Below are 26,575 nucleotides of genomic sequence, written 5' to 3' on the forward strand. Positions count from 1 at the left end.
GGATCAAAGAGGGATAAACCGAGATGTTGGTAGTTGTATCACCGGCCAAAAAGCTGGATTGGGCGGAACGCGCCGGAGACATGACCAAGCCTGCGTTTCAGGATGCGGCCATCGCTTTGGCAGAGGTCGCTCGGGGTTTGAGTGTCGCGGATTTGCAAAAACTCATGCACATCAGTGAGAATCTCGCCCAGCTGAACCACGACCGTTTCCACAGCTTTGCGCCTGAGCCTGATGAAAGGGAATTGCGCCACGCTGTTTTTGCATTTGCCGGAGACACCTATCAGGGGTTGGAAGCTGCATCGCTTGATCAGGATGAATTGAACTGGGCGCAGCGACATTTCCGCATCCTGTCCGGTCTTTACGGGGTGTTGCGGCCACGGGATGGGATACAGCCATACCGGTTGGAAATGGGATCCCGGTTAAAGAACCCCAACGGTAAAAACCTGTATGAATTCTGGGGAAGCCGGATCTCGGATGCGCTGAATGCGCAGGCTGAGGAGACGGGAAGCAATGTCCTGGTCAATTGTGCGAGTCAGGAGTACTTTGGCGCGGTTGACCTGGATGCGTTGAACCTGCGTGTGGTGACACCGGTCTTCATGGAAGACAAGGCGGGCACCCCAAAAATCGTCAGCTTTTATGCAAAACGAGCCCGGGGTGCGATGGCCCGGTATATCATTCAAAACCGTCTGAAGGAAGCACAAAGCCTGTTGGAATTTGACGCGGGCGGCTATGCCTACCAACCAGCGATGTCTGAACCTGACAAGCCCGTCTTTGTGCGCCGTGCCGAGGGTTAAACGCGCAAAGGCTGCGTGGTCTTTGGATGGTGAAACTCGATCCGTTCTTGGATCAGGTTCTTTCGCAGCGGTTTGGTGAGGTAAAAATCGAGTCCCGCGGCAAGGATTCCCTCGCTGTCGCCGGTCATTGCGTGGGCTGTCAGTGCGACAATTGGAACATGTTTCCCCGTGGTGGATTCTATCCGGCGAATTTCACTTGTGGCTTGCTTGCCGTCCATGATCGGCATGGAAATATCCATAAAGATCAGGTCTGGTTTGAAGTCCTGATACTGCTGCACCGCCTCGACGCCATTGTTGGCGAACTGCAGGTCAATGTTCAGCTCTTTCACCATCTTTCGGAATACCAGCTGGTTCGTTTTGTTGTCTTCGGCGGCCAGGATCCGCATTTTGGCGGCTCCCGAAACGGCTGCATGGGCCAGATCATCCCCGCTTTGTACTTCAACCGAAACCGTGTTGACCGGGGAGGGCGTGGTCTGTTCAGCTGCTGAAGATGGCTGCCCATTGCCGATTGCGGCGAGCTGTTTGAACAACTCCAGACGCGGCACTGGTTTGGTTATCACAGCATTGGCTAGGTTTTGCAAAACCTCGTCGCCAACAACATTCGGGGAGGCGCTGAGCACAAGCATGGGAACCTGGGGGTGCGCAGCCCGGATTTCCCTGGCCAAGGTAACACCATCGGATTGCGTCATATCGCAATCGCAAATCACCAGATCGACGCGGGACTGCAGCCTGTGCAGCGCTTCGTCGCGGTTTGTCGCGCGGTTGATCACGAGGCCAAGTTGAAGCAGTTGTTTTTCCACAATTTCCCGGCTGGCGTCCTGATCGTCGATGATCAGAACATGCTTCAAAGTGTCCGGCAGTTTGGGCACCGCCACAGTCTTGGGCTCGGAGATTGGAAGAACAAGGCGGAAGCCAAAGCAGGATCCCTTGCCCTCTTCGCTTTCGACCCAGATCTCGCCTCCCATCAGCTCGATCAGGCGTTTGGTTATGGCAAGACCCAGCCCTGTGCCTTCGAATTTTCGGTTGCGTTCGTCTTCGACCTGATTGAATTCCCCAAAGATATGCCCTTGTTTTTCTTCGGGGATGCCGATGCCTGTATCTTCGATGGTGATATGGATGGCGCAGCTGTTGTCATCTGGTGTCGGAACACCGGTTGCCCGCAGCGCCACATGCCCGCTGGTGGTGAACTTCACCGCGTTGCCCACCAGATTTGTCAGGATCTGCCGGATCCGTCCCGGGTCGCTGACAAAGGTGGACGGCAGGAACAGGTCGTAGTCAACCATGATTGACAGGCCTTTGTCACGCGCCGATGGCTGTAGCAGAGTGGCCACTTCGTGAATACTTTGTTCCAGGTTGAAAGGCTCTGGATGCAGGACCAGCTTGTCCGCCTCGATCTTGGAATAGTCCAAAACATCATTGATAATGACCAGAAGGGCTTCGCCTGAGTTTTTGATCGTATTGGCGTAGAGCCTTTGTTCCGGGGTAAGATCTGTGTCATCCAGAAGCTCTGCCATGCCCACAACGCCGTTCATGGGCGTTCGGATTTCATGGCTCATATTGGCCAAGAATGCCGATTTGGCCCTGTTTGCCGCCTCCGCGCGTTCGCGTGCTGTACGCAGCTCTTCTTCATATTGAACGGTGGTGGTGATATCGAGCGCAAGACTGACCATATCTCCGCCGTGGCCGCGCTGGTCGAGCAGCTTCAGATAGCGGTCATCCCAAAGCCGTACCACTACGGGTTCAGGCGAGGCGGACATCCACCGCTCGGTCATCATCTTGCGCCAGACCCCCATCGGCATGTCGCCCGTGTTGATCAATCCTTCGTCAGTCAATAGCTGAAGGATGCGGATGTAGGAAATCCCTGGTGTGACCTCTTCCAACCCGTCGAAAATGTTCAAATAGGCAGTATTGGCGCCAATCAGATTGCTGTCATTGTCAAAAAAGGCAAACCCGTCCTGGAAGGCTTGGATCGAGTGCCAGAGCCGTTGTTCAGCCTGTTCCACTTTCTCGTGGGCTTGTGTTAGATCGCTTTTGACCTTCTCGTTCTCGAAACGGACGGTCTTAACCTCTGCTTGGGTGACGCCAATTTGTTTGGTCAGCGCTAAAGCATGGCGCCCAAGTTTGCGGTTTGCAGCTGTCAGTTCCGCCTGCTTCAGCTCAAGCAAGCGCTCAGCGGCCAGTCTTGCGCGCCGTTCTTCTGCTAACCGGTTTGCAAGGCTCATCCCTGCGCAACTCCAAAACTTTGCCAGAAGGCGATAAAAACCAATGTGACCTTGGTCAAAATGTGACCCTGTCATGTCTGGTGTTACGGTAGAAATACTTGCTATGGCGTTAAGCACGTGCCAGCCTCCGCTGGAATGAAGGAGAGATTTATGCGGCGATTGCTTGTTGTCAGTTTTCTGGCTGTTACCCTTCCTCTTACAGCGCAATATGCTGCGGCGCAGGACGCAATCCCGACTTTTCGGTATCAAGGATTCGAGAATACCGACTTCTATGGTGCGGATCTCCAACCGCTTTTTGACACTGACCTGCAGACCTGCCAACGTTTGTGCGACGGGGATGACAATTGCGCAGGTTTTGTCTTTAATCGCGGTTCAAAGGCCTGTTTTCCCAAATCCGTGATGGAAACCTCGTCGGTTTATGATGGGGCGTTTTCTGTCGCGAAACGTAATGTTTCCGCAAATGTTGTCCGACAGGGCGAACTCCGGGCCGCCCAGCTGGATTTCCTGTCAAAACCCGATATCAGGGCGGCCAAAGCCTTGGCGCGCGACCTCGGGTTGCGGGTTTCCTGGCCGGATCAGAACTTAGAGGCGCTGGTGCAAACGGCCCGCCGTTTGGCGCGTTCCGGGCGCAATGGTGAAGCTGCACATGCCATGGCGCAGTCCATTTTGCTTACTGACCGGGCCGATCTTTGGGTCGAATATGCGCGCTATCTGCGCAAGGACGACACGGGATCGTACAGCGAAAAAGAAAGTCGGCGCAACAACGCGCTGTCTGCGGCGATTAATGGTTTTCTTCGCTCGGAAGACGAGGGCGGTCAGGCAACTGCATTGATGCAGGTCGCTCGCGTGTTGGAGACGCTCAATCGGGGGCGTGACATGATCCCGACATTGCGTTTGGCACAAAGCCTTGCCCCGCGTAAGGCCGCAGCGGATTTGCTGGATCAGGCGATTGGGAAATATGGTTTCCGGGTGACCGACAGCACAGTTCAAAGCGACAGTGCCCGGCCCGAGATCTGTGTGAGCTTCAGCGAAAAACTGTTGGGCGAGACGCAGGACTACGAACCCTTCGTACGCTTGCCCGCTTCTGACCTTGTGGTGCGCAGCAATGGGCAACAGCTGTGTATTGACGGGGCCGAACATGGCGTACGCTATGAGTTCACCCTGCGTCGTGGACTGCCCGCAGCCAGCGGTGAACTGCTCAACAAAGATGTGACACTCACCCACTATGTGCGGGACCGCAAACCTGTGGTGCGCTTCCCTGGACGAGCCTATGTGCTGGCCCGCTCAGGAACCGCCGCATTGCCCGTTGAGACCGTCAATCTGACCCAACTGGACCTGCGCCTGCGTCGTATCAGCGACCGGAACCTTTTGCGCAGTTTCCAGGAAGGCTATTTTGCCCGTCCCTTGTCCCATTGGGAAGAACGGGATTTTTCTACCGATGTCGCGCAGGATGTCTGGCAAGGCAGTGCCGAAGTCCAGCAGGATCTGAACCAGGAGGTCACCAGCCGCCTGCCCTTGGAAGAGGCTCTGAATAATCAGCCTGTTGGTATCTATGCACTGTCAGCACATATTCCGGGCGCGGATCCCTATGACAGCCCGGCAGCGGTCCAGTGGTTTGTGCTGACAGATCTGGGGCTCTCCACCATGTTGGGTGCTGATGGCTTGCACGTTCAGGTTCAGGGTTTGGGCGATGCCCACCCCCGCGGCGGCATAGAAGTGTCTCTTGTTTCTTCCGCAAATGCCGTGCTGGATACCGTAACGACGGATGACACCGGCTATGCACGTTTTGACGTTGGCAAAACGCGAGGGCAAAATGGCGCTTCCCCGGCTTTGGTTGTGGCCCGCGCCGGGGCAGAGGATTTTGCGTTTCTGTCGCTTCAGGATCCCGCTTTTGACCTGTCTGATCGCGGAGTGGAGGGGCGTGCGGCGCCGGGACCAGTGGATGTTTTCCTGGCAACTGAACGCGGCGCTTACCGGGCGGGAGAAACCATCCACATAACCGCTTTGGCACGGGATGGCCGCGCGCAGGCCATTGAAGGCCTGCCCCTGATCGCCGTGCTGACGCGGCCAGACGGTGTTGAATACGCTCGCCAAATCTCGGACAGTGGTCATATGGGCGGTCACGCCTTTGCCTTTCCCATTGCGCCGTCCGCGCCGCGTGGAACCTGGCAACTGGACGTCATGGCCGATCCCCAAGGCCCTCCCCTCAGCTCCAAGCGCCTGCTGGTCGAGGACTTCCTGCCAGAACGAATTGATTTCACGCAGACCGTCAACAGCGCATCTCTGACTCTCAACGAGGCCTCAGAGATGGAAATAGATGCGCGTTATCTGTTTGGTGCGCCGGGTGCGGATCTCAAAGTCGAAAGCGAAGTGACCCTGACAGCCGTCACGGATGTCCCGACCTGGCCCGGCTATAGATTTGGCCGCCATGATGAACCTGCGAGTCTGCGCCGCAACAGCCTTCCAGGGCAAATCACAGATGCAGAAGGACTGGCCACTGTTTCCGTGACCTTGCCGGATGCCCCAAGTGACGGCCGTCCACTGAAGGCCGCGATTGTCACACGTGTCAGCGACGGGTCTGCCCGCCCTGTGGAACGTGTGCTGACATTGCCCGTCCGACCGGCAACGCCCATCATCGGCATTCGCAAGGGCTTTGAGGATGTGGTGCAGGACGGGACGTCGGCACGGTTTGACCTCATCGCGTTGTCCCCTGATCTGACACCAACTCCGATGCCGGTCCGTTGGATTTTGAACCGCGTGGAGACCCGGTATCAGTGGTATCAGCTGCATGGGGATTGGAACTGGGAAGCCACAACGCGCCGAACCCGCGTGGCCCAGGGCGAGGCGACTTTGGGAACCGATCCTCTTAAACTGGATCTGCCGGTTGAATGGGGGGAATATGAGTTTGTGGTCGAACGCACGGATGGCGCGTATCTGTCCGCATCGCAAAACTTCTATGCCGGATGGTACACGGGCGCAGATGCTGGCGACGCACCGGACCGGCTGGAGATCTCGCTGAACAAGGATAGCTTTACCCCTGGTGACACCGCCAAAGTAAGGATCGTATCTCCGGCAGGCGGGACAGCATTGGTCTCGGTGCTGTCAAATACTCTGATAGAACGCCGTGCGGTGACCCTTCAACCGGGAGAAACCGTGATCCCGTTGGACGTCACGGCCGACTGGGGCAGCGGAGCATATGTCTCTGCGGCCGTGCTTCAACCCCTTGACCAAAAGTCTGATCAGACACCAACCCGTGCCCTTGGGATTGTACACGCCACCGTATCCCAACCTGGCCAATCGCTGGCGCTGAGCTTTGAAACACCTGAGATCCTGCAACCGCGCAGCACCCAAAATATCCGGCTCAAGGTGGAAGGCGCAGCGCCGGGCGATCAGGTCTTTGTGTCTATGGCGGCTGTTGATCTGGGGATCTTGAACCTCACCGGGTTCAAAACGCCGGATCCCAGCGGGCATTACTACGGTCAACGTCGTTTGGGAATGGAGCTGCGCGATCTCTACGGTCGGCTGATTGATCCGGGTAACGGTGCGCTTGGACTGGTGCGATCCGGTGGAGACGCGGGCAACGGAATGAAAATGCAGTCGCCTCCACCAACCCAAGAGTTGATGGCGCGCAGCTCCGGGATCATTGAGGTCGGATCTGACGGTTGGGTGACCTTCCCGTTCGATGTTCCGGCTTTCAACGGCTCTGTCCGCCTGATGGCCATGGCCTGGAGCAAATCCGCTTTGGGCCAGACAGAGGCCGAGGTGATTATCCGTGACCCGGTTGTTGTAAATGCCAGCTTGCCAAAGTTTCTGGCCCCCGGCGACACAAGTCGTCTTTTGGTTGATGTAACCCATGCTGACGGGCCCAGCGGCTGGATGGACTTCGGCCTGTCTTCCTCTTCGGCTGATGTAACTTTTGGCGACGTTCCAAACAGGCTGTCCCTCAATGAAGGGGAGAAACAGGTTCTGGAGATCCCCATCACAGCATCCGATACAGTTGGCCTGACAACACTTACCCTCGCGCTGACCACGCCAGATGGTGTTGAGCTGACTCAGGACTTGCAATTGGCCGTCGTTGACAATGATCCGGCTATCTCCACCACGCGCCGCTTCACTTTGGCGGCGGGCGACAATTTTGCATTCTCGGACGATGTCTTCACTGATTTTCGACCGAACACAGCGCACGCCATGCTTTCGGCTGGCCCGCTAGCGCGGTTTGATGTGCCGGGGCTCTTGTCTCAACTGGATCGATACCCCTATGGCTGCACCGAACAGGTAACGTCCCGTGCGTTACCGTTGTTGTATCTGTCCTCCGTGGCCGAAATGTCCGGCCTGGGTACGGAACCGGATCTTTCGGCGCGTGTCAATGATGCCGTCGACACGGTCTTGTCCCGGCAAACGCGATCCGGTGGGTTCGGTCTTTGGAACGCCAGCAACGGAGAGCAATGGCTGGGTGCCTATGTCACGGATTTCCTGTCTCGTGCGCGCGCGCAAGGGTACAGCGTGCCAGAGCGCGCCTTTGAACAGGCATTGGATAACCTGCAAAACCGGGTCAACTATGCAGCAGACTTCGATCACGGCGGTGAGGCGGTTGCCTATTCACTGTTGGTTCTGGCACGCGAAGGGGCGGCTGCCTTGGGAGACCTGCGCTATTATGCGGATGTAAAGGCAGATGCCTTTGCAACTCCGATGGCAGTTGCACAACTTGCGGCTGCTCTTGCGACCTATGGTGATCAGACCCGTGCAGATGCGCTTTTTGTCCGGGCGGGCCGCATGCTGGGTGGGCGTAGCTCCGAAACGCCAGTCTGGCGCGCGGATTTCGGCACCTACCACCGCGACACCGCAGCTGTTTTGGCGCTTGCGGCCGAGGCGGGGTCAACCGCGATCAGCAGCGATGCGCTCAGTCGCGACCTAAGCCAGGGAAATGGGCTCTCCTCACAAGAGGCGGCCTGGCAGTTGATGGCCGCGCAGGCACTGCTCGACCGCCCCGAGACGTCGGGACTGCGTGTCAATGGATCAGACGTGACCGGCCCCTTTGTGCAGTTGCGGGCAGGAGAAGCTGGGGAGGCGCAGGTTATCAGCGCGGCAACCGGGCAGACTGTTGACCTGACACTGACAACAGTCGGTGTGCCCAAGCTGCCGCCAGAAGCCGGCGGCTACGGGTATCGGATAGACCGCAGCTACTACACGATGGAAGGTTTGCCTCTTTCATTGGATACATTGGCAATCGGCACCCGATTTGTGACGATTGTTACAGTTGTTCCGTCGACCAGCCAAGGGGCTCGCCTGATGATCAATGACCCGCTTCCGGCAGGGATCGAGATCGACAATCCGAACCTCTTGCGCAGTGGGGATTTGAAGGATTTACAATGGCTTAACCCGTCAGCTGCCGAACATACGGAGTTTCGCAGTGACCGGTTTCTGGCGGCTGTCGACAGTCGGGATAGCTCTCCGATAACCTTGGCCTATGTGGCGCGCGCGGTTTCGCCGGGAGAGTACCATCTGCCCGCGGCCTCGGTCGAGGACATGTACCGCCCGGCCTATAGAGCAAATACTTCAACCGGACGTGTGACCATTCGATGAGGCACCGCCGCCATATTCTGGCGTGTCTGGTTGGCGTGATCCTCTGGTCGGCAGTAATGGCATTGGACCGATGGATCGAGGAGACCAACCTGCCGCCTCTTCTGGCGGAAACATCGGTTGAGGTGCGCGATCGCCATGGTGAGCTATTGCGCGCCTACCCCGTTGCCGATGGGATCTGGCGATTTTCGGTGACGACGGCAGAGGTCGATCCTGATTTTGTCGACATGCTTCTGCGCTATGAGGATAAGCGATTTTACGGTCATGCGGGCGTCGACCCGCAAGCAATCCTGCGCGCCGTTGGTCAGGCGATATGGAATGGGCGCAGGGTATCAGGTGGGTCAACCCTTACAATGCAGGTTGCAAGGCTGTTGGAAGATGGCCCGACCGGACGTTGGAGCGGCAAGCTGCGTCAGATGCGGTTGGCTTTGGCCTTGGAGCGGCGACTGAGCAAGGAAGACATCCTGACGCTCTACCTCACTCATGCGCCCTATGGCGGCAATCTGGAAGGGATCCGCGCCGCCAGCCTCGCATGGTTTGGCAAGGAGCCGCGCCGTTTGACACCGGCCCAATCCGCCTTGTTGGTCGCCTTGCCGCAATCCCCTGAGACACGCCGCCCGGATCGAGCGCCAGATGCGGCCCGGCTGGCACGGGCCCGTGTGGCGGCTCGGATGGCTGATGCTGGACTTTTGTCTGCGGAGCAATTGGCTGCTCTGGACGCCGCGGCAATACCATCCAGAATGCGCGCCTTCCCGAAGGTTGCGCCGCATCTGGCGGATCGGATGACTGCCCGGAACCCGGATTCCGGGCGAATTGCGCTCACAATTGACAAGGGGCTTCAGCGGGCTTTGGAAGATTTGGCCACCAGTGCCGTCCGCGATCACGATACCAAGCTCTCCGCCGCAATTGTGGTTGCAGATCACCAATCGGGTCAAGTTCTGGCAAGTGTTGGCTCGCCAGCCTATCAAAGCGCCCGACAGGGGTTTGTGGATATGACCGTTGCCCGGCGGTCGCCGGGGTCTACCCTGAAACCGCTGGTCTATGGGCTGGCCTTTGATCGTGGTCTTGCCCACCCCGAAACCTTGATCCACGACGGCCCAGTCAATTTCGAAGGATACGCACCGCAAAATTTTGACGGTCGCTTTCGTGGGGACATACGTCTGCGTGAGGCCTTGCAGCAGTCGCTGAACACACCCGTGGTGCGGATGCTGGACCACCTTGGGCCCACAAGGTTGATGGAGGCGCTACGGCGTGGCGGCGCGACAGCACATGTGCCGAATGGACGCCCCGGGCTTGCCATTTCATTGGGCGGCCTTGGCATCACCTTGCAAGATCTGGTGCAGGTCTATGCTGGCATTGCGGCCGGAGGGGAGGGGCCGGAACTGCATTACTTGGCGGGCACAGCACCGGCGCGAAAGGCGCGTATGATCTCTGCAGTGTCGGCTTGGTACCTGGGTGACATTCTTCGTGATCTGCAACCACCTCCCGGCGCCCGGCATGGAAGTTTGGCCTATAAGACCGGAACATCCTATGGCCACCGCGATGCCTGGGCGATTGGCTGGGATGGCGCGCATGTTATCGGCGTTTGGATGGGGCGTGCGGATGGCACCCCAGTGCCGGGCGCCTTTGGTGGCGATCTGGCGGCACCGTTGCTGTTTCAGAGTTTTGGTGCGCTCAAGCCCGAATTCACGCCGCTTCCGTCCGCCCCAGCTGCTGCATTAACGGTTTCAAACTCCGAACTGCCGCTCCCGATGCGCCGGTTTGAGGATCGTTTCACTGCCAAATCGGCTGCCGACAATCTGCAATTGGTCTTCCCTCCGAACGGTGCGCAGCTTTTGGCCTCTGACACTCTCACGTTGAAATTGCGAGGGGGTGAAGCGCCATTTACGGTCCTTCAGGATGGGCGTCCCGTTCTGACACGGGTGCAACAGCGGGAATTCGACATTCCAGTTTCAGACCATGGGTTTTCAGAACTCGTGGTTGTCGATCGGCTTGGCAACAGTGACCGCGTGGACATCCAGCTACGCTGACCCGCCGCAGGATTACCCGCGCCGACCTTCACGCAACCATGCCGCCAGAATCAGAAGGCCGCTCATCATCAACAGCAGCCAGCCCGGTAGCAAGGGGTGCTGGCGTACGGACAAAGTCTCATAGGCATTGCGCGGCGTAAGACCGATCCAACCACGTCCTGCCGCAGGCCGACCTGCACGCACATCGCGTAAACGTGGTAAACCGTTCTCAATTATCACATCTCCACCTTGCCAAGCGCCTAAAAGCGGAGCCAGCACGTCCCCGGTTGCGATGGTTTCCTCAAACTCTCGCGGTGCGGCGGGTCCAAGGCCGATGACGGTCTCCTCCTCGCCTTCTTGCAATCGGTAAAGACCGATGTCGGGTCCGGTAAACCGGGTTTCCCATTGCCCGGGCGATACCTCGGTCATTTTCAAGATGGTGATTGTCCCATCGGGATGAGTGACCGTCACGTCGCCAATACTGTCTTCCAGACTGCGTCGCAGGATCCGCATGGTCTGGCCGTTTGCCTCTGCCCAGAGCATGTCTTCCTCAAGATCCGGCTCCTTCATCATCCAATGGGCCAACCGGCGTAGCAATTCGAGCTGCGGGCCACCACCCTCGTACCCGCGGCTCCACAACCAGGCGTGATCCGATGCCAGAAGCGCCACACGCCCCTCTTCCACCCGGTTCAGCACCAAAAGCGGACGGTCGTCCACGCCGTTCATCAGAACATTGCCTTCGGGTGCATTCAGTTCAATCTGGCGCAGCCAGCGGCCCCAGTCCGCAACCCCTTCAAGGTCAGCGGTCACCGGGTGACGCGCACCAAGCTCGGATACCTTGGGCCGGAACGGGCGTTCTATCACCCGCGCGGTTGGCTGGGCGGGCAGCACCCGCGCCAAGGGTGAGCGATAGATACTGTCGGCACTGGCAAAGTCGGGCCCCGCTGCCACAAGAACCGCTCCGCCTCTGCGTACGTAATTGGCGACATTGTCCAAATAGACCGAAGGCAGAATTCCCCGACGCTTGTAGCGGTCAAAGATGATCAGGTCGAAATCATCGATCTTCTCCAGAAACAGCTCACGCGTGGGGAAGGCAATCAGCGACAATTCCTCGACCGGAACACCGTCCTGCTTTTCGGGTGGGCGCAAAATGGTGAAATGCACGAGGTCAACCGCGCTGTCTGATTTCAACAGATTGCGCCAGGTCCGCCCGCCAGGATGAGGCTCACCTGAAACCAGTAGAACACGCAACCGGTCCCGTACGCCGTTGATCTGAACCAAAGCCGTATTGTTGCGATCCGTCAATTCACCCGGAGCGGTTGGAACGGTAAACTGGATGACATTTCGCCCGCCATGGGGGAGCGATAGCGGCAGTTCAAAATCGACGCCAATGGGCAGGGTAAACTGCTGCGGCTCGTCTCCGTCGATTGATATGCCAAGCGGGGCCACACCGCCGGTGTCCGGTGCTGCGCCCTGGTCTTCGATCCGCAGTGTCAGGGTGACGGGCTCGCCGATGATCGCAAAACTGGGCGCTTTCTGCACCACCAGCCGACGGTCCCAATCGGTGCTATGCCCGGTTCGCAGCAGGTGCAGCGGTGCGGGTAATTCAGGAAGAGTGTCCAGATCGTGAACCTGGCCATCCGAAATCGCGATGATCCCGGCGACGCGCCCATTGGGTTCATTTGCCAGGGCCTCGGTTATGGCGGTGATCAGCTCGGTGCCCGCGTCATCCAGTCCATCGCCCAATGTCACTTCGCGCAGTTCTGTATTGGGACGGTTGGCAGCAGCGGCGCGAATGTGCTCCAGGGCCGTTAGGCTTTGGTTGCTGCGATCAGACAAATGCTGGCTGGCACTTTGGTCGCTGACCACCAGAACAATGTCGTCCAGTGGCGCGCGGTCTTCGGTCTGGGAAACAGGCCCGGCCAGAGCAAGCGCCAAAACCGCCGCGGCCCCGCCGCGCAAGGCCCATCCGGACAATCGTTTCAATGTCGCAAGCGCCAGCACTGCGGCACTGAGCGCGACAAGCACCCAGATCACAGGCCAGGGCAGCAAAGGGTCGAACAGAATTGTTTGGTTCATCTCTGCTCCTATTGCCCCAGCCGGTCCAGAAGCGCTGGTACATGGACCTGATCGGATTTGTAATTACCTGTCAGAACATGCATGACAAGGTTCACGCCAAACCGGAAGGCCAGTTCTCGCTGGCGCTCACCGGCAAATCCGCGCCCCACGGGCAAGCGCGCGCGTCCGTTTTCATCCACCGCCCAGGCCGAGGCCCAGTCATTGCCGCCAATCACAACCGGGCTCACCCCGTCATTGAGGTTCCGGAAGGGCAGGCCTTCGATCTGTTCTGCATCCGGCGGAGCGGCTTCGACCCAGACTGGCGCGCCGCGCTGACGTCCGGGGAAATCCTGTAGCAGGTAGAAGGCACGGGTCAGAACATGGTCTTGTGGCACCGGTTCCAGCGGGGGAATGTCCAGAGGACGCGCAAGGCGTTGCAGATACCGTGCAGTGTCACTAGTGGCCCCGACCCGCGCCAGATCCGCATCCCGGGTGTCAAACAGGATCATGCCACCGGACCGGAGATATGCGTTCAGTTTCTCGTATGCTTCGGCAGAGGGCAGCGGCTGCGTTGTCGATATTGGCCAGTAGAGAAGTGGATAAAATGCCAGCTCATCCTTTTCCACGTCGACACCAGCCGGGTTTGCAGGTTCGACGGAGGTGCGGAAATACAGCACATCGCTCAAACCTCGCAGCCCGTCACGAGCCAATTGATCCAGCTGCGCATCACCGGTCAGCACGTAGCCCAGCGTCACTTCGGATGCGAGCGCGGTTGGGTTGTCCGTCTCCTGAGCCTGACCTTGCTCCGCAGCAACCGCACAGAGACACGCCAGAACAACCGTGGCCGCACGACCCAGGCGCAAAAGGCCGGAAACGGCCAGTGTCGCCACAGCGTCAAGCGCCAGCGCCAATAGCGCAGCGGCAAGGAACCACCCTCCCAGCACACGTTCTTTCGCTTGCTCAAAACCACGCAATGCGACAGAGGCGGGCCAAACCGGTGCGCGCAGAACCTGTTCCCCATCAAGAACATTGCGCGCCAGACTGCGGCCATTGCTGGTATACACACCGGGCTGTAATTCAGGTCCCAAAGGGGCGGTGATCAAATCTGGTCCTGCGACGCCCGGCAGGGTGCTGGCATCACGGATCTGTCCAAAGCCATCCAGCACCTGCACCGGGCTCCAGACTGTTCCTTCAAGCTCGGCGCCGTTTGTGCTGGTATGGGCGCTCGACACGGCCAGACGCTCCAGCATTTCTACAAACAAGCCCGACAGGGGCAGGCTGCTCCATTCTGCATTGGCGGTGACATGGAACAGGACGATTTGCCCTTGTCCCAACGGTTTACGTGTGACCAACGGGGTTCCATCACCAAGTTCGGCAATCACGCGCTGTGCCAGATCAGGATCCGGTTGCGCCACAACTTGAGAGGTGACAGTGACTTCATCCGGGATAGACAAACCGTAAAACGGCGAGTTCTCGGCAAAGGGCGCAAGCGTTTTGGGTGCGCCCCAGCTCATCGCGCCGCCAAGGCTACGGCCGCCCACACGCAGCCTGACTGGCATCAGCGGATGTTCATCGCCGCGTGCCGTATCGCTTGCGGCCAGTCGGGGACCGGCAAAACGCAGCAGGAGACCACCATTTTCAACCCATTCAACCAATTCAGTTTCCTGGCTGTTGGGAAGACGTGCCACATCGGCCAATACAATGACATCCGGATTGGCCGGCAACAGATCGCTCAGGCTCCCTTCCAGCAAATCCGTGGTTTCCACCAGCGCTTTGCGCAGGTAGTGCAGCGGCGATAACAAGGCGAGCCCTTCATTGCCGCTGACTGAACCAATCAGTGCTACTTCGCGGCGGCGCAGGCTGTCATCCGTGAGCGCAACCGCACCTGCAGATCTCACAGATTGCAAGGTAAACCACTGCAAACGTCCCCGCAGCTCAGATGGTAACGAAAGACGCGTTGTGCCGTCGCTTTCTCCAGGTTCCATATCAATTGTCGCCGTGGCCAAGGTGCGCAATGTCCCGGCGGGATCCTTGCCTTGTGCCAGGACCGTCAACGACTGCGGCGCACTACTGTCGATACGCGTGGCACTCAGTTCGATTGCCCCATCGGCAAAAACAGGCGGGCGTAAGGCTACAACCGGCGTTGGCGGAGCCACAACGGTCACCGTCCCGCGTTGTTCCAGGGTTTCCAACAAGGCGTCCTGACCGTCAACCGCCAGCCCGTCGCTGTACCAAACCGTGTCAAAACCGCCTTCGATGGCCAGCACATGGCGCAGGCTATTCTCAATCGTGACACCATTGGCTGCCCAGGCTTCCGGCTCTAACCCAGGGACTTGTTGTGCCCAGACATCGGCTGCTTGAAATTGCAAGGGGGCAGGCTGTGTCAAACGCAGGATTCCAACGGGTCGGCCTGTCCGCCCGGCTTCGGTCAGATCATTTACCAGCTGCCGCTCCAAGGCGTTCCAGTGGCGCGCACCAGCCCAGCCGGCATCCAGAACCATCAACAGCGGACCTGATCCAGTTGACCGCTCCTGTGGGTTCAAAACAGGCCCGGCCAGCCCGACAATCACTGCGGCCACCGCCAGCATCCGCAATAGCAACAGCCACCATGGGGTGCGGTCTGTCTGACTGTCGTCATCTCTGAGCTCCAACAGCAATGTCACTGCAGGGAACAAGCGTTTGACCGGGGCCGGCGGCACCGCGCGCAACAGCAGCCACAGAACCGGCAGCACCACGAGCCCCAGCAGCAGCCAGGGCGCGGTAAACCCGATGCCCGCAATCACATTCATGCCGGGCTCCTTTGCAATGCGTGATAGATCCACATCAACCCGGCTTGCGCGCTTTCTCCGGTGTGGTGAATGCCCATGCGCCAGCCTGCATCCCGACACAGCCGGTCCAGAAGGTCACGCCGCTCTGCCAGCCGTTCGATATAGCGGTCCCTCAGCGCAGAGGCCTTCAGTGTTTCATGTTCCAACCCGCCAGATACGCTTTGGAACCGTGTGCGCCCGACAAAGGGAAAGGTTTCTTCGACCGGATCCAGAACCTGCAATAAAACACCGCGCACCCCGCGATCTGCGGCCTTGGTCAGGGCCAGCTGCAGCTCATCAAAGGGGCCAAGAAAATCAGAGATAAACAATGCCCGCGCGTGGGGCACCATGGCGCGATGTTCAGGGGGGGCATAATCGGTCTGTTCGTCACGGCTGAGCAGTTCGGTCAATCGCAACACCTGCGTATTGCCGCGCCGCGGCGGCAGCACACCCCCGGTCAGTCCGACGCGTTCTCCTGCGCGGATCATCAGAATGGCCGAGGCGAGTGCAAGCACCCGCGCACGATCAATTTTCTGCGGGTGCTGATCATCCGATCCAAACCGCATCGAGGCGCCAAGGTCGCACCACAGATGCACGGTCTGTGCGATCTGCCACTCCCTTTCGCGTACGAATTGCTGATCCCCTTTGGCGGACCGACGGTGGTCGATCATGCGCCGACTGTCCCCCTGTTGCAGCGGGCGATATTGCCAGAAGTCATCTCCCATGCCCGACCGGCGACGCCCGTGTTCTCCCAGCAGGATTGACCCTGCCAGATGTTCTGCCTGCACCAGAAGGGGCGGCAAAGCGCTGGCTTCTTCTTCAGCGCGTTGGCGTAAAACTCCGATTGGGGCGGGGGAGAGGCTCACGCCGCCGCACCTGTTCGCGGCTGCTCCTGGACCTCGGCGGCAATGGTCTGGATCAGCTCCGTGAGGCTGTCCCCGCGCGCCCGTGCAGCAAAGGTCAGCTGCATCCGGTGGCTGAGCACGGGAAGGGCCATGTCGATCACGTCTTCTGCATCGGGGGCCAGACGCCCCTGCAAAAGGGCGCGCGCGCGAACCGCCAGCATCAAGGCCTGCGCCGCACGGGGGCCAGGACCCCAGGCCACGGTGTCCCGTACCTTGTCAGCCACATCCTGGACATTGGGGCGGAAGGCCCGCACCAGATCCAGGATCAGCTCAACAACAGAATCGCCAACTGGCATCCGCCGCAGCAGAACCTGCGCCGCCATCAGCTCATGGGTGGTGAACACAGCGGTGGCCTCGGCCTCTTCGGTGCCTGTGGTCGCCAGCAGAATCTCCCGCTCGGTCTTCCGATCCGGATAGGGTACGTCGATCTGAAACAGGAACCGGTCCAATTGTGCCTCGGGCAGCGGGTAGGTGCCTTCCTGTTCAATCGGGTTCTGGGTGGCCAGCACGTGAAAAGGCGTGCCAAGCGATCGGGTTTCACCAGCAACGGTTACCTCACGCTCTTGCATCGCTTGTAGCAGAGCCGATTGCGTCCGCGGGCTCGCCCGGTTGATCTCATCTGCCATCAAAAGCTGGCAGAAAATCGGCCCCTGAATGAACCGGAACGCCCGGCTGCCGTCGTCCGTGGTATCCAGAACCTCGGACCCCAGAATATCAGCAGGCATCAGATCGGGTGTGAACTGAATGCGGTTTCCGTTCAGCCCCATAACTGTCGACAGGGTCTCCACCAGTCGCGTTTTTCCAAGTCCCGGAAGGCCGATCAACAACCCGTGACCCCCACACAGCAATGTGGCCAATGTCAGGTCTACGACGCGCTCTTGCCCGATGAACCGGCGTGTGATTGACGCCCGTGCCTCCTGCAACTTTGCTTCCAAAGTCTCGATTTCCGTCAACAATTCGTCGGGTTCGGACATAGCTTTCCCTTTGTACGGCCTATACACTGTTACTCTATCGCGCTTCTTGGAAATGGCAAAAGCAATGAGTGGACAAAAAACTGTGACGCCCTCGGCAGATGGGCTGGCTGCCGCCGCAAAAGCGGCCATCAAAGGCAAAAGCCTGCCGCCTGTGCATCTTTGGAATCCGCCCTTTTGTGGCGATTTGGACATGCGTATCGCCCGTGACGGCACCTGGTTCTACCTTGGAACACCAATCGGGCGGTTTGAGCTGGTGAAGCTCTTTTCCTCGATTCTAAAGCGGGAAGATGAAAAATATTTTTTGGTCACACCCGTTGAAAAAGTCGGCATCACGGTCGATGACGCGCCATTTGTGGCGGTTGATTTCGATGTGTCCGGCGAAGGTGAGTCGCAAACCCTAACGTTCACGACGCATGTGGGCGATCAAGCAAGCGCCGGATCCGCGCATCCGATCCGGGTAGAGCGTGACCCCAAAACCGGAGAGCCTTCGCCCTACGTTTTGATCCGCGCCGATCTCGAAGCACTGATTGACCGCAAGAGCTTTTATCGTTTGGTGGAGCTTGGTGTTCATCATGACGGATGGTTCGGTCTGTGGTCGGGCGGGCAGTTCTTCCCGGTAATCCCGTCAGATGAATTGAACTAGGCGGTGCCGAGAGGTGAAGTTCCCCTACGGCACATCCCGTAAGGCAGATTGAAAAACTGCTGTCCGACCCTCAGAGTTGCCGGGAAATTCACGACTTGGAAGACGCGTCTATGACGCAGGGGAGGATATAATATGACCCAGAAAATCGCCGTCGTCACCGGGGCGGCCCGTGGCATTGGCTTGGCAACCACCAAACTGTTTCTGGAGCAAGGCTGGCAGGTTGCCATGGTCGACCGAGACGGGGCTGAGCTTAAAACCGCTGCAGAAGGCCTTGCAGGAGGTGTGCCGTTTGAATTTGACGTCTCCATCCCGGAACAGGTCGCCGCGATGGTCGCCGCTATTTTGGACGCTTTTGGCAGGGTAGACGCTTTGATCAACAATGCCGGAGTTGCTGATTTCGGTCCGATTGAAGAGCATGATTTTACCAGGTGGCGCCGCGTGATGGAGACCAATCTGGATGGTGTTTTCCTTGTCAGCCAGGCAGTGCTGCCCGCGCTTAAAAAGACACAAGGGGCCATCGTCAATATCGCCTCTATTTCCGGTCTGCGGGCCAGCACCTTGCGTCTGGCTTATGGCACGTCCAAAGCTGCGGTAATCCAGTTTACAAAACAACAGGCCGCAGAGCTTGGTGAATACGGGATCCGAGCCAACTGCGTCTGCCCGGGGCCGGTGCGCACCAAATTGGCGATGGCGGTGCATTCACAAGAGATCATTAACGCCTATCATGATGCGATCCCCTTGAACCGCTACGGGACCGAGAATGAGATTGCCGAGGTAATCTGTTTCCTCTGCTCCGAGAAGGCAAGCTATGTCACCGGGCAGATCATTGCTTCGGACGGAGGGTTTGAAAGTACAGGCGTTGGCCTCCCGGCCTTGCGGGCATCCCAGTCGACTGAGCAGACCTAGGCACTCTGCCGTTATTGTGAAATTTTGCGATAAATTCCGGGTTTTCGCAGCCTTGGCGCTCCCTTAGGCTGCGACTACACCACGCTTGCCAACAACGACCCAGCAGGACGCCGATGCCACGCTTTGCCGCCAATCTGTCGATGCTCTTTACCGAGCTACCCTATCTGGAGCGTTTTTCTGCAGCGGCTGATGCCGGGTTCGAAGCGGTGGAGATTTTGTTCCCTTATGAGGTTGCGGCCAAGGATACCCAGCGGGCTTTGCTGGCGAACGGTTTGGAACTTCTGCTGATCAACGCGCCACCACCGAATTACACCGGCGGGCGCCCCGGCTATGCGGCCATGCCGGAGATGGAGGAGCGCTTTAAACGCGATATCAAACGGGTGATGCGCTATGCGGATGCGCTACGCCCCAAGATGATCCACGTGATGGCCGGCTATGCGCGAGGGCCTGAAGCGCGTGCCTGTTTTGTCCGAAACCTTCAATTTGCCGCCGACCTTGCGCCTGCACAGCAGTTCACGATTGAGCCTCTCAACAGCGGCGATCAGCCCGGCTACTTTCTGGAGGAATACGGGCTGGCCATTGAGATATTGGATGCGGTTGATCGGCCCAATGTTGGCCTGCAATATGACGCCTATCACGCGCAGATGATCCATGGCGATGCGATTGCAGTATGGCGAGAATTCTCCGCGCGCGTGGTTCATATACAGATCGGCGCCGCGCCCGGACGGATTGAACCGGGCACAGGTCCTATTGATTTTGAAGAACTTTTTGTCGCTATCGATGCGAGTGGGTATGCTGGCTGGATCAGTGCCGAATATACCCCAACGACTGCGCGGACTGCAGACTCTCTGCACTGGATGCGCTGATGAAAATTTGACCGGATCTTTCCTATTGTTTGGAATGGGATTGTGACTATTTAGGGCATATAACATATTTCGGAGTTCATATGTTTCCTGCGCGTTTCGCCCCGATCCTCTTTGGATTTTTTCTGTCCGGGATTATGTCCTGCATCGTTACCTTGGTGGCGAGCGTTAAGACCGTTGGGTTTGGGGAAGAAACCCTGACGGCTTGGCTCGGAGCTTGGGGTTTTGCTTGGCCTGTCGCCTTTTGCGTAGTTCTGGTTGTTGCCCCATTTGTGCGGCGCGTAGTTGCTAAATTGGTTCGAGACCCTGAAACTTCTGCGTGAGACGCATTAGGGAAGTACTCCCGCCCGTCGCTGATTTTAGATAAAATCTGCTCCCGTTGGGCCTGGCGCCGGGCAGACGCCCGGCGCGGTTGCGTTTGGTTTCACCGGTCTATGCGGGCCACCGCCGCGCCGCGCGTCTGCGCGGCGCCAGGCCCAACCGTGACCCCCAACTCCGTCAGGAGATGGGGAGAGTAGGCGGGAGCCCCACCTAAGGGGCGTTGGAAACCGGCCTAGTGAGCTTCGGCCCAGTTTTGTCCACGGCCTGCTTCCACCACAAGCTTCACGTCCAGATGCACGGCTGGATCAGCAGCGCCTTCCATGGTTGCTTTGGCGACTGCAATGGTCTCTTCTACAGCGGCTTCGGGCACTTCGAACAGCAGTTCGTCATGAACTTGCAACAGCATACGTGCCGGCAGATGCGCAATGGCCGCTGGCATCCGGATCATGGCTCTGCGGATCACGTCCGCCGCCGTGCCTTGTATTGGCGCATTGATGGCCGCCCGTTTGGCAAAGCCTGCCTTGGGCCCTTTGGCGGCGATCTCGGGCGTGTGTATTTTGCGCCCAAACAGCGTCTGCACGTAGCCGTGCTCCTTTGCGAACTCCACCGTTTCATCCATGTAACGGCGAATGCCTGGGAAGCGTTCAAAGTAGCGGTCGATAAAGCCTTGCGCTTCTTTGCGAGGGATGCGCAGGTTTCGGGCAAGGCCAAAGCCGGAAATCCCGTAGATCACGCCAAAGTTGATGGCTTTTGCCTGCCGCCGAATGTCTGGCGTCATCTCATCCAGTGGTACGTCAAACATCTCACTCGCGGTCATCGCGTGAATGTCCTGGCCCGCCGCAAAGGCCGCCTTGAGCGCATCAATTCCGGCCACATGGGCCAGAATACGCAGCTCGATCTGAGAGTAGTCGAGCGACAAGAGCACGTTCCCTGGCTCTGCCACAAACGCCTCGCGAATGCGGCGGCCTTCTTCAGACCGTACAGGGATGTTCTGTAGGTTTGGATCGCTGGATGCCATACGGCCGGTATTTGCCCCGGTCTGCAGATAGGAGGTATGCACCCGACCGGTATCCGGATTGATATGATCCTGCAAAGCGTCGGTATAGGTCGATTTCAGTTTCGACAATTGCCGCCAATCCAGAATTTTACCCGGCAGATCATGCTCGGTCGCGAGATCTTCCAGGATGTCCGCTCCGGTGGAGTATTTGCCGTTCTTGCCGCGTTTGCCGCCGGGCAGGGACATTTTGTCAAACAGGATCTCCCCTAACTGCGCCGGAGAACCCACGTTGAAACTCTCTCCGGCCAGCTCATGAATCTCGGCCTCGAGCTCCGCCATCTTCTGCGCAAACGTATTGGACATGCGGCTCAATGTGTCGCGGTCGACCTTGATCCCATGCATCTCCATTTCGGCCAACACTGGCACGAGTGGCCTCTCCAGCGTCTCATAGACTGTGGTGACCTGACGCTGATGTAATTTGGGTTTGAACCGTTGCCACAGACGCAGGGTGATATCCGCATCCTCTGCGGCATAGGCGGTGGCTTCATCAATTGCCACCTTGTCAAAGGTAATGGCGGATTTACCGGCTCCCAGCAAAGGTTTGATCGGGATCGGTGTGTGATCCAGATAACGTTCGGACAGTGTGTCCATCCCGTGTCCATGTTCGCCACCGTGCAGCGCATAGGACATCAACATCGTGTCATCGATCGGGGCGACGTTGACGCCGTAACGGTTGAAGATCTTGTTGTCGTATTTGATGTTCTGGCCGATTTTCAGAATTGCCGGATCTTCCAGAACAGGCTTGAGCATTTCCAGCGCCTCTTCCAACGGCATCTGCCCCTCGGCCAGCCCTTCGCCACCAAACAGGTCGTCTCCACCCGCCTTGTGGGCCAGTGGAATATAGCAGGCAGACCCAGCCTCGACGCAGAGCGAGATACCAACCAGATCCACCAGCATTTCATTGAGTCCCGTGGTTTCGGTATCCACCGCCACCCATCCGCGTTCACGGATCTGGTCGATCCATCCTTGCAAAGCCGCAGCGTCACGCACGCATTCATATTTCGTGGCATCAAAGGGAACCGCTTCCGGTGCCGCAACTGCTGCAGCCGCTGCTGGGGCTTCTGGGATATCCGGGGCCTCTCTGCCCAATTGGTCCGCCATTCGTTTCGACAAGGTGCGGAATTCCATCTCCGCCAAAAAGCCCAACAGCACATCCGCCTCAGGCTCCTTCACCTCCAGATCCTCCAGCGTGAAATCCAGCTCCATCTCACAGTCAAGCTGTACCAGTCTCTTTGACAGTTCAATCTGGTCGCGTTTCTCAATCAGGGTCTGGCGGCGCTTGGGCTGTTTGATTTCCTCGGCTCGGTCCAGCAGCTCTTCGAGCGAGCCAAATTCGTTGATCAGCAAAGCGGCGGTCTTGATCCCGATGCCCGGGGCGCCTGGGACGTTGTCCACACTGTCGCCTGCCAGCGCCTGCACGTCTACAACACGTTCTGGACCAACTCCGAATTTCTCAGCCACACCGTCCCGGTCAATACGCTTGTTCTTCATCGCGTCGAGCATTTCAACACCGTCGCCCACCAGCTGCATCAGATCCTTGTCCGAGCTGATGATGGTGCAGCGGCCTCCTGCGGCGCGGGCCTGACAGGCCAGTGTCGCGATAATGTCATCCGCCTCAAAGCCCTCAATCTCCTTGCAGGCGATGTTAAAGGCGCGGGTGGCAACGCGGGTCAGAGGAAACTGTGGCTTCAGGTCCTCGGGTGCGGGCGGCCGATTGGCCTTGTACAGATCATAAAGCTCGTTGCGAAAGCTTTTGCCCGAATGGTCAAAGATAACAGCTGCGTGTGTGGGGGCATCTGGTCCTGTGTTCCCCTCGACATACCGCTGCAGCATGTTGCAAAATCCGGAAACCGCGCCAATCGGCAACCCATCGGATTTGCGCGTCAGCGGAGGAAGCGCGTGATAGGCCCGGAAAATGAATGCAGAACCATCGATAAGATGCAGGTGACAGCCCTTGCCGAATTCAGTATTGCTCATGTCATTCTTCTCCAAGCCTCTTTGATCGTTTACTGACATGTTCCGCTTTGTTCTTCCAGTCGCTCTTTTGCATCTGACCGTTTCTTCCGGTCTGACGGCCCATGCAACGGACATACATTCACCGGATGCTACCGCGGCAACCCTGACCGCCGACCTTCAGGCTGGCTTGCCGCCCTGCGATACCTCGGTTCTGGGAGAGCGCGCCTGTATGCGGGTGCTGGCCTGTATCGGAGACGAGGGGCTTTACTTTGACGGTCAGGCGCGGGGCGACGGGGTTGGCATTATCCTTGGGCGTACCAGCGCCGGCGTGCAGTGTTCCGGCCATTGGAGCAGCATTGATGGCACGGATATCCGTGGCGAAGGGCGCGCGCGCCTGAAATGCGCGGATGGCTCCCGTTTCCATCTGGTCTATGATAGCCGGGATGAGCAAGACGGCACCAAGATCGGCGTTGGCAAGGACAGTCAGGGCAGAATGATCCGGGCCTGGACCGGCCATAATGTGCTGGGTTTCCTGGAAGATCAAAATCATCGCCCGACATTGAAATGCGGCAATACCATGGTCCCTCTCGAAGACACGGTCTGGGCTGAATGATTTTCGACCGTGCCAAGCGACCGTTGTTCTGAGGAAAAGAACAACGCCCCCTGACGGCACAAGCCTAACTGAGGGCACATACCCAAGTCACAAAAAACCAGGTCACAAAAAAAACGCGCCCTTGATACTGGGGCGCGTTCGGAACTGGCTGGGCCCGGATCAGGCCGCTTTGTCTGCAAAATCCTTGTGGATGTATTTGCAGTCGCAATAGGGGCATTCAACAAATCCCTCGTCGGTGGGGATCTGCAGATAGACGCGTGGATGGCCCAATGCGCCTTCGCTGCCGTCGCAGGCGACGCGGTAGCTATCCACGATCTTGGTTTCAGGCGCTTCGATGCTCATCGCTGGCGGTCCTCTCGAATTTCAGATAGTCGCATTTATGAGCCAAGCCAAAACCGGGGGCAAGTGTTGGGATGAGCGAAGATGCAATCCGTTTGGAAGCAGTGCGAAAAACCTACAAAGGGCGTAAAGGTCAGCCCGAGAAACACGCGCTAAAGGGCATTGACCTGTCCATTCCGCGCGGCTCGGTCTTTGGGCTGCTGGGTCCCAACGGTGCCGGAAAATCGACGCTGATCAATATCTTGGCCGGGTTGGTCCTGAAAACCAGCGGGCGGGTGTCGATCTGGGGATTCGATCAGGACACCAATCCCCGCCAGTCACGCGCTTCCATTGGGGTGATGCCACAGGAACTGAACCTGGATCCGTTTTTCACCCCGCGCGGCGCGTTGGAGGTGCAGGCGGGTCTTTATGGTGTACCCAAATCCGACCGTCGCAGCGATGAGATTCTCCAGATGATCGGGCTTGAGGATAAGGCCGAGGCCTATGCCCGCACCCTTTCCGGTGGCATGCGGCGTAGGCTGCTGTTGGGGAAAGCGTTGGTGCATCGGCCCAATATTCTGGTTCTGGATGAACCAACTGCAGGCGTGGACATCGAGCTGCGTCAGATGCTGTGGGACAATGTGCGCAAACTCAACCAGCAGGGCATGACCATCATCCTCACCACCCACTATCTGGAGGAAGCCGAGGAGATGTGCGACGAGATTGCGATTATCAATCAGGGCGAAGTTGTTGCCCGTGATACCACGTCCAATCTTTTGGGGCGTCTGGATGGGCGCGCGATGGTGGTGCATCCGGCGGCTCCGGTCGAAACCCTGCCGCAAGGTGCCGGGATCGAAGCCGAGCTGCGCGGGGATGGCGCGGTTGTGCTGCGTTATCGCAGCCAGATCACAACCGCCGAAACCGTGCTGGAAGCGGTGCGCACCGCGGGCATCTCGATCCGCGACGTCAAAACCGAAGAGGCCGATCTGGAAGATGTTTTCCTCGCGCTGACGTCTTCGGCGGCCTAAGCGTTGCGCCATCTGCGCGCGCCACGTTTGCTTATTTTTAATATTTAAAACAATGCCATAGGTTTCGCAGCGAAACCTATGGTGAGGTGCGGCATGCCTGAAAAAGGCATGTAATCTTCCCGGTCGTTGTATATGACGTGGGAAAACATAAAAGCGTGCGCATTCGGCATTCCCATTACGAAATCTCTGTGGCTAACTATGCCGCAGATTGAATTTGGACGATTTTCGCATGCCACAGCTTCCGCAAACAAACCTCTGGCAGACCAGTCGCAGCGAAACCTGCGATTCAGAACCGCTGTCAGGTGATCTCTCCGTTGACCTTGTGATCATTGGTGGCGGTTTCACCGGCTGCGCTGCGGCTCTGGAGGCTGCGACATCCGGAGCAAGCGTGGCGCTTCTGGAAGCCGAAACTATCGGCTTTGGCGGATCTGGTCGCAATGTGGGGTTGGTCAACGCAGGCCTTTGGTTGCCGCCGGGTGTTGTGATCAAACAAATGGGGCAAGAGGCGGGAGAAAAGCTGATCTCTGTCCTGTCCGAGGCCCCAGCGCGCGTGTTCGACTTGATTGACCGTCATGGAATTGCGTGTGAAGCCACACGCAAAGGCACCCTGCATCTGGCGCATTCCCCAGCTGGTCTGCGCGATCTGGAAGAACGCTTCCGCCAGGGCAACCAATATGGTGCGCCATTGCAACTTCTGGATCGTGCAGAGGCCGTGCGTCGTACCGGGTCGAACCAGTATCACGGGGCGCTTTTTGATCCGCGAGCGGGTACTGTCCAGCCGCTTTCCTACTGCACGGGGCTTGCGCGGGCGGCGCAGCATGTCGGCGCACAGCTTTTTTCCGGTTCACCCGTCTTGGACATCACGCGAATCGGGGAGGCCTGGCAGGTCAGGACGGATCAGGGACAGGTCACGGCCAAGGCGCTGCTTCTGGCGACGAACGCCTATTTCAACGGGATTGAAAGTCCCTATCGTCCCGCTTTCGTCCCGGTGTCGTACAGCCAGTTCGCAACGAAACCCTTGTCCGAGGCGCAGCGGGACAAGATCATTGCCGGAGGCGAAGGGTGCTGGGACACGGCACTGGTGATGTCGTCCTTTCGGATGGATCAGGCGGGTCGGCTGATACTCGGTGGGATGGGTAATGTGGATGGTCCGGGACGTTTGGTGCACGGTCAATGGGCACGTCGGAAATTGGCGCAGGTGTTCCCAGACCTGGCCGATCAGCCGTTTGAGCATTGTTGGAGTGGCCAGATCGCTATGACCAGTGACCACATCCCCAAAATTGTGGAGTTCGGTCCCCAAGCGCTTGCAATCTTTGGCTACTCTGGACGTGGTATAGGTCCGGGCACAGTATTTGGCACCAGTGCCGCTAAGGCATTGCTGTCGGGGGATAAAGAGCAGCTGCCCGTTGCGGTGGAGCTGGACCACCGTGAAACGCTCCCCTTTGCCCGCAGTGCATATTACGAAACCGGCGCAACCCTGATGCATCTCATCTCTGCTCGCAGCTAAGAAACAGGTGCTCC

General features: G+C 58.4%; 17 protein-coding genes. 10 read left to right on the forward strand and 7 right to left on the reverse strand.

Translation table 11 applies throughout. The features are described 5' to 3' along the window. Positions 1 to 23 precede the first annotated feature (23 nt). A complete protein-coding gene (gene yaaA, locus ACXAEW_RS07410) occupies positions 24 to 794 on the forward strand; it encodes a peroxide stress protein YaaA (RefSeq protein WP_474940714.1) in 771 nt (256 codons plus the stop codon). On the opposite strand, the gene ACXAEW_RS07415 is transcribed toward yaaA, so the two are convergent. Continuing rightward, positions 791 to 3,016, reverse strand: coding sequence for a response regulator (locus ACXAEW_RS07415; RefSeq protein ID WP_474940715.1), 2,226 nt, complete (start codon positions 3,014 to 3,016; stop codon positions 791 to 793). The two genes, yaaA and ACXAEW_RS07415, sit on opposite strands and share 4 nt — an antisense overlap. A gap of 150 nt (positions 3,017 to 3,166) precedes the next feature. Here ACXAEW_RS07415 and ACXAEW_RS07420 point away from each other — a divergent pair, with 150 nt between their 5' ends. Beyond that, positions 3,167 to 8,599: an alpha-2-macroglobulin family protein gene (locus ACXAEW_RS07420; RefSeq protein ID WP_474940716.1), complete on the forward strand. Its 5,433-nt coding sequence runs from the start codon at positions 3,167 to 3,169 to the stop codon at positions 8,597 to 8,599. Further along, positions 8,596 to 10,626: a penicillin-binding protein 1C gene (pbpC, locus tag ACXAEW_RS07425; protein ID WP_474940717.1), complete on the forward strand. Its 2,031-nt coding sequence runs from the start codon at positions 8,596 to 8,598 to the stop codon at positions 10,624 to 10,626. The genes ACXAEW_RS07420 and pbpC overlap by 4 nt, the downstream gene beginning before the upstream one ends. 12 nt (positions 10,627 to 10,638) lie before the next feature. On the opposite strand, the gene ACXAEW_RS07430 is transcribed toward pbpC, so the two are convergent. Genes ACXAEW_RS07430 through ACXAEW_RS07445 form a run of 4 tightly spaced genes read right to left on the reverse strand, consistent with a single transcriptional unit; the run spans position 10,639 to position 17,349 of the window. After that, positions 10,639 to 12,684, reverse strand: a complete 2,046-nt coding sequence (locus ACXAEW_RS07430) for a hypothetical protein (RefSeq protein WP_474940718.1) — start codon at positions 12,682 to 12,684, stop codon at positions 10,639 to 10,641. An 8-nt stretch (positions 12,685 to 12,692) separates the two neighbouring features. Beyond that, entirely contained in the window at positions 12,693 to 15,452 is a 2,760-nt protein-coding gene (locus ACXAEW_RS07435) for a DUF4159 domain-containing protein (protein ID WP_474940719.1), read from the reverse strand. Then, positions 15,449 to 16,336, reverse strand: a complete 888-nt coding sequence (locus tag ACXAEW_RS07440; protein ID WP_474940720.1) for a DUF58 domain-containing protein — start codon at positions 16,334 to 16,336, stop codon at positions 15,449 to 15,451. The genes ACXAEW_RS07435 and ACXAEW_RS07440 overlap by 4 nt, the downstream gene beginning before the upstream one ends. Continuing rightward, the gene (locus ACXAEW_RS07445) at positions 16,333 to 17,349 is read right to left on the reverse strand and encodes an AAA family ATPase (RefSeq protein WP_474940721.1); all 1,017 of its coding nucleotides are present in this window, start codon (positions 17,347 to 17,349) and stop codon (positions 16,333 to 16,335) included. The genes ACXAEW_RS07440 and ACXAEW_RS07445 overlap by 4 nt, the downstream gene beginning before the upstream one ends. A 64-nt stretch (positions 17,350 to 17,413) precedes the next feature. Between ACXAEW_RS07445 and ACXAEW_RS07450 the strand changes: the two genes are divergently transcribed. The 4 genes from ACXAEW_RS07450 to ACXAEW_RS07465 all read left to right on the forward strand — a co-directional run bounded on the left by ACXAEW_RS07450 (position 17,414) and on the right by ACXAEW_RS07465 (position 20,084). Continuing rightward, complete coding sequence (locus ACXAEW_RS07450; RefSeq protein ID WP_474940722.1) at positions 17,414 to 17,992, forward strand: DUF1285 domain-containing protein; 579 nt, start codon at positions 17,414 to 17,416, stop codon at positions 17,990 to 17,992. Between the two features lie 132 nt (positions 17,993 to 18,124). After that, complete coding sequence (locus ACXAEW_RS07455; RefSeq protein ID WP_474940723.1) at positions 18,125 to 18,898, forward strand: SDR family NAD(P)-dependent oxidoreductase; 774 nt, start codon at positions 18,125 to 18,127, stop codon at positions 18,896 to 18,898. Positions 18,899 to 19,011: 113 nt separating this feature from the next. Beyond that, entirely contained in the window at positions 19,012 to 19,764 is a 753-nt protein-coding gene (locus ACXAEW_RS07460; RefSeq protein WP_474940724.1) for a hydroxypyruvate isomerase family protein, read from the forward strand. Positions 19,765 to 19,844: 80 nt separating this feature from the next. After that, complete coding sequence (locus tag ACXAEW_RS07465; protein ID WP_474940725.1) at positions 19,845 to 20,084, forward strand: DUF2798 domain-containing protein; 240 nt, start codon at positions 19,845 to 19,847, stop codon at positions 20,082 to 20,084. Positions 20,085 to 20,314: 230 nt separating this feature from the next. Here ACXAEW_RS07465 and polA read toward each other — a convergent pair whose 3' ends face one another. Beyond that, positions 20,315 to 23,116 (reverse strand): DNA polymerase I, encoded by a 2,802-nt coding sequence (gene polA, locus ACXAEW_RS07470; RefSeq protein ID WP_474940726.1) that lies wholly within the window; start codon positions 23,114 to 23,116, stop codon positions 20,315 to 20,317. A gap of 37 nt (positions 23,117 to 23,153) precedes the next feature. Between polA and ACXAEW_RS07475 the strand changes: the two genes are divergently transcribed. Then, positions 23,154 to 23,708: a hypothetical protein gene (locus ACXAEW_RS07475; protein WP_474940727.1), complete on the forward strand. Its 555-nt coding sequence runs from the start codon at positions 23,154 to 23,156 to the stop codon at positions 23,706 to 23,708. 159 nt (positions 23,709 to 23,867) lie between these two features. Here ACXAEW_RS07475 and ACXAEW_RS07480 read toward each other — a convergent pair whose 3' ends face one another. Further along, positions 23,868 to 24,050 carry a zinc-finger domain-containing protein gene (locus tag ACXAEW_RS07480; RefSeq protein ID WP_474940728.1) on the reverse strand — a complete coding sequence of 61 codons (183 nt, stop codon included), beginning with the start codon at positions 24,048 to 24,050 and terminating at the stop codon, positions 23,868 to 23,870. 71 nt (positions 24,051 to 24,121) lie between these two features. On the opposite strand from ACXAEW_RS07480, the gene ACXAEW_RS07485 reads away from it, so the two are divergent. Together ACXAEW_RS07485 and ACXAEW_RS07490 are read left to right on the forward strand one after the other, a co-directional pair. Continuing rightward, positions 24,122 to 25,054 (forward strand): ABC transporter ATP-binding protein, encoded by a 933-nt coding sequence (locus tag ACXAEW_RS07485; RefSeq protein ID WP_474940729.1) that lies wholly within the window; start codon positions 24,122 to 24,124, stop codon positions 25,052 to 25,054. Positions 25,055 to 25,283: 229 nt separating this feature from the next. Further along, entirely contained in the window at positions 25,284 to 26,561 is a 1,278-nt protein-coding gene (locus ACXAEW_RS07490) for an NAD(P)/FAD-dependent oxidoreductase (protein WP_474940730.1), read from the forward strand. Positions 26,562 to 26,575 lie beyond the last annotated feature (14 nt).

The organism is Epibacterium sp. ABZ3_068, assembly GCF_056159265.1.

What these genes read in the sequence shown, in the direction of transcription:
- yaaA (WP_474940714.1), top strand. Translation starts at nt 24, where the DNA reads ATGTTGGTAGTTGTATCACCGGCCAAAAAGCTGGATTGGGCGGAACGC.
- ACXAEW_RS07415 (WP_474940715.1), bottom strand. Translation starts at nt 3,016, where the DNA reads ATGAGCCTTGCAAACCGGTTAGCAGAAGAACGGCGCGCAAGACTGGCC.
- ACXAEW_RS07455 (WP_474940723.1), top strand. Translation starts at nt 18,125, where the DNA reads ATGACCCAGAAAATCGCCGTCGTCACCGGGGCGGCCCGTGGCATTGGC.
- pbpC (WP_474940717.1), top strand. Translation starts at nt 8,596, where the DNA reads ATGAGGCACCGCCGCCATATTCTGGCGTGTCTGGTTGGCGTGATCCTC.
- polA (WP_474940726.1), bottom strand. Translation starts at nt 23,116, where the DNA reads ATGAGCAATACTGAATTCGGCAAGGGCTGTCACCTGCATCTTATCGAT.
- ACXAEW_RS07450 (WP_474940722.1), top strand. Translation starts at nt 17,414, where the DNA reads ATGAGTGGACAAAAAACTGTGACGCCCTCGGCAGATGGGCTGGCTGCC.
- ACXAEW_RS07420 (WP_474940716.1), top strand. Translation starts at nt 3,167, where the DNA reads ATGCGGCGATTGCTTGTTGTCAGTTTTCTGGCTGTTACCCTTCCTCTT.
- ACXAEW_RS07485 (WP_474940729.1), top strand. Translation starts at nt 24,122, where the DNA reads ATGAGCGAAGATGCAATCCGTTTGGAAGCAGTGCGAAAAACCTACAAA.
- ACXAEW_RS07480 (WP_474940728.1), bottom strand. Translation starts at nt 24,050, where the DNA reads ATGAGCATCGAAGCGCCTGAAACCAAGATCGTGGATAGCTACCGCGTC.
- ACXAEW_RS07460 (WP_474940724.1), top strand. Translation starts at nt 19,012, where the DNA reads ATGCCACGCTTTGCCGCCAATCTGTCGATGCTCTTTACCGAGCTACCC.
- ACXAEW_RS07490 (WP_474940730.1), top strand. Translation starts at nt 25,284, where the DNA reads ATGCCACAGCTTCCGCAAACAAACCTCTGGCAGACCAGTCGCAGCGAA.
- ACXAEW_RS07465 (WP_474940725.1), top strand. Translation starts at nt 19,845, where the DNA reads ATGTTTCCTGCGCGTTTCGCCCCGATCCTCTTTGGATTTTTTCTGTCC.
- ACXAEW_RS07445 (WP_474940721.1), bottom strand. Translation starts at nt 17,349, where the DNA reads ATGTCCGAACCCGACGAATTGTTGACGGAAATCGAGACTTTGGAAGCA.
- ACXAEW_RS07430 (WP_474940718.1), bottom strand. Translation starts at nt 12,684, where the DNA reads ATGAACCAAACAATTCTGTTCGACCCTTTGCTGCCCTGGCCTGTGATC.
- ACXAEW_RS07435 (WP_474940719.1), bottom strand. Translation starts at nt 15,452, where the DNA reads ATGAATGTGATTGCGGGCATCGGGTTTACCGCGCCCTGGCTGCTGCTG.
- ACXAEW_RS07475 (WP_474940727.1), top strand. Translation starts at nt 23,154, where the DNA reads ATGTTCCGCTTTGTTCTTCCAGTCGCTCTTTTGCATCTGACCGTTTCT.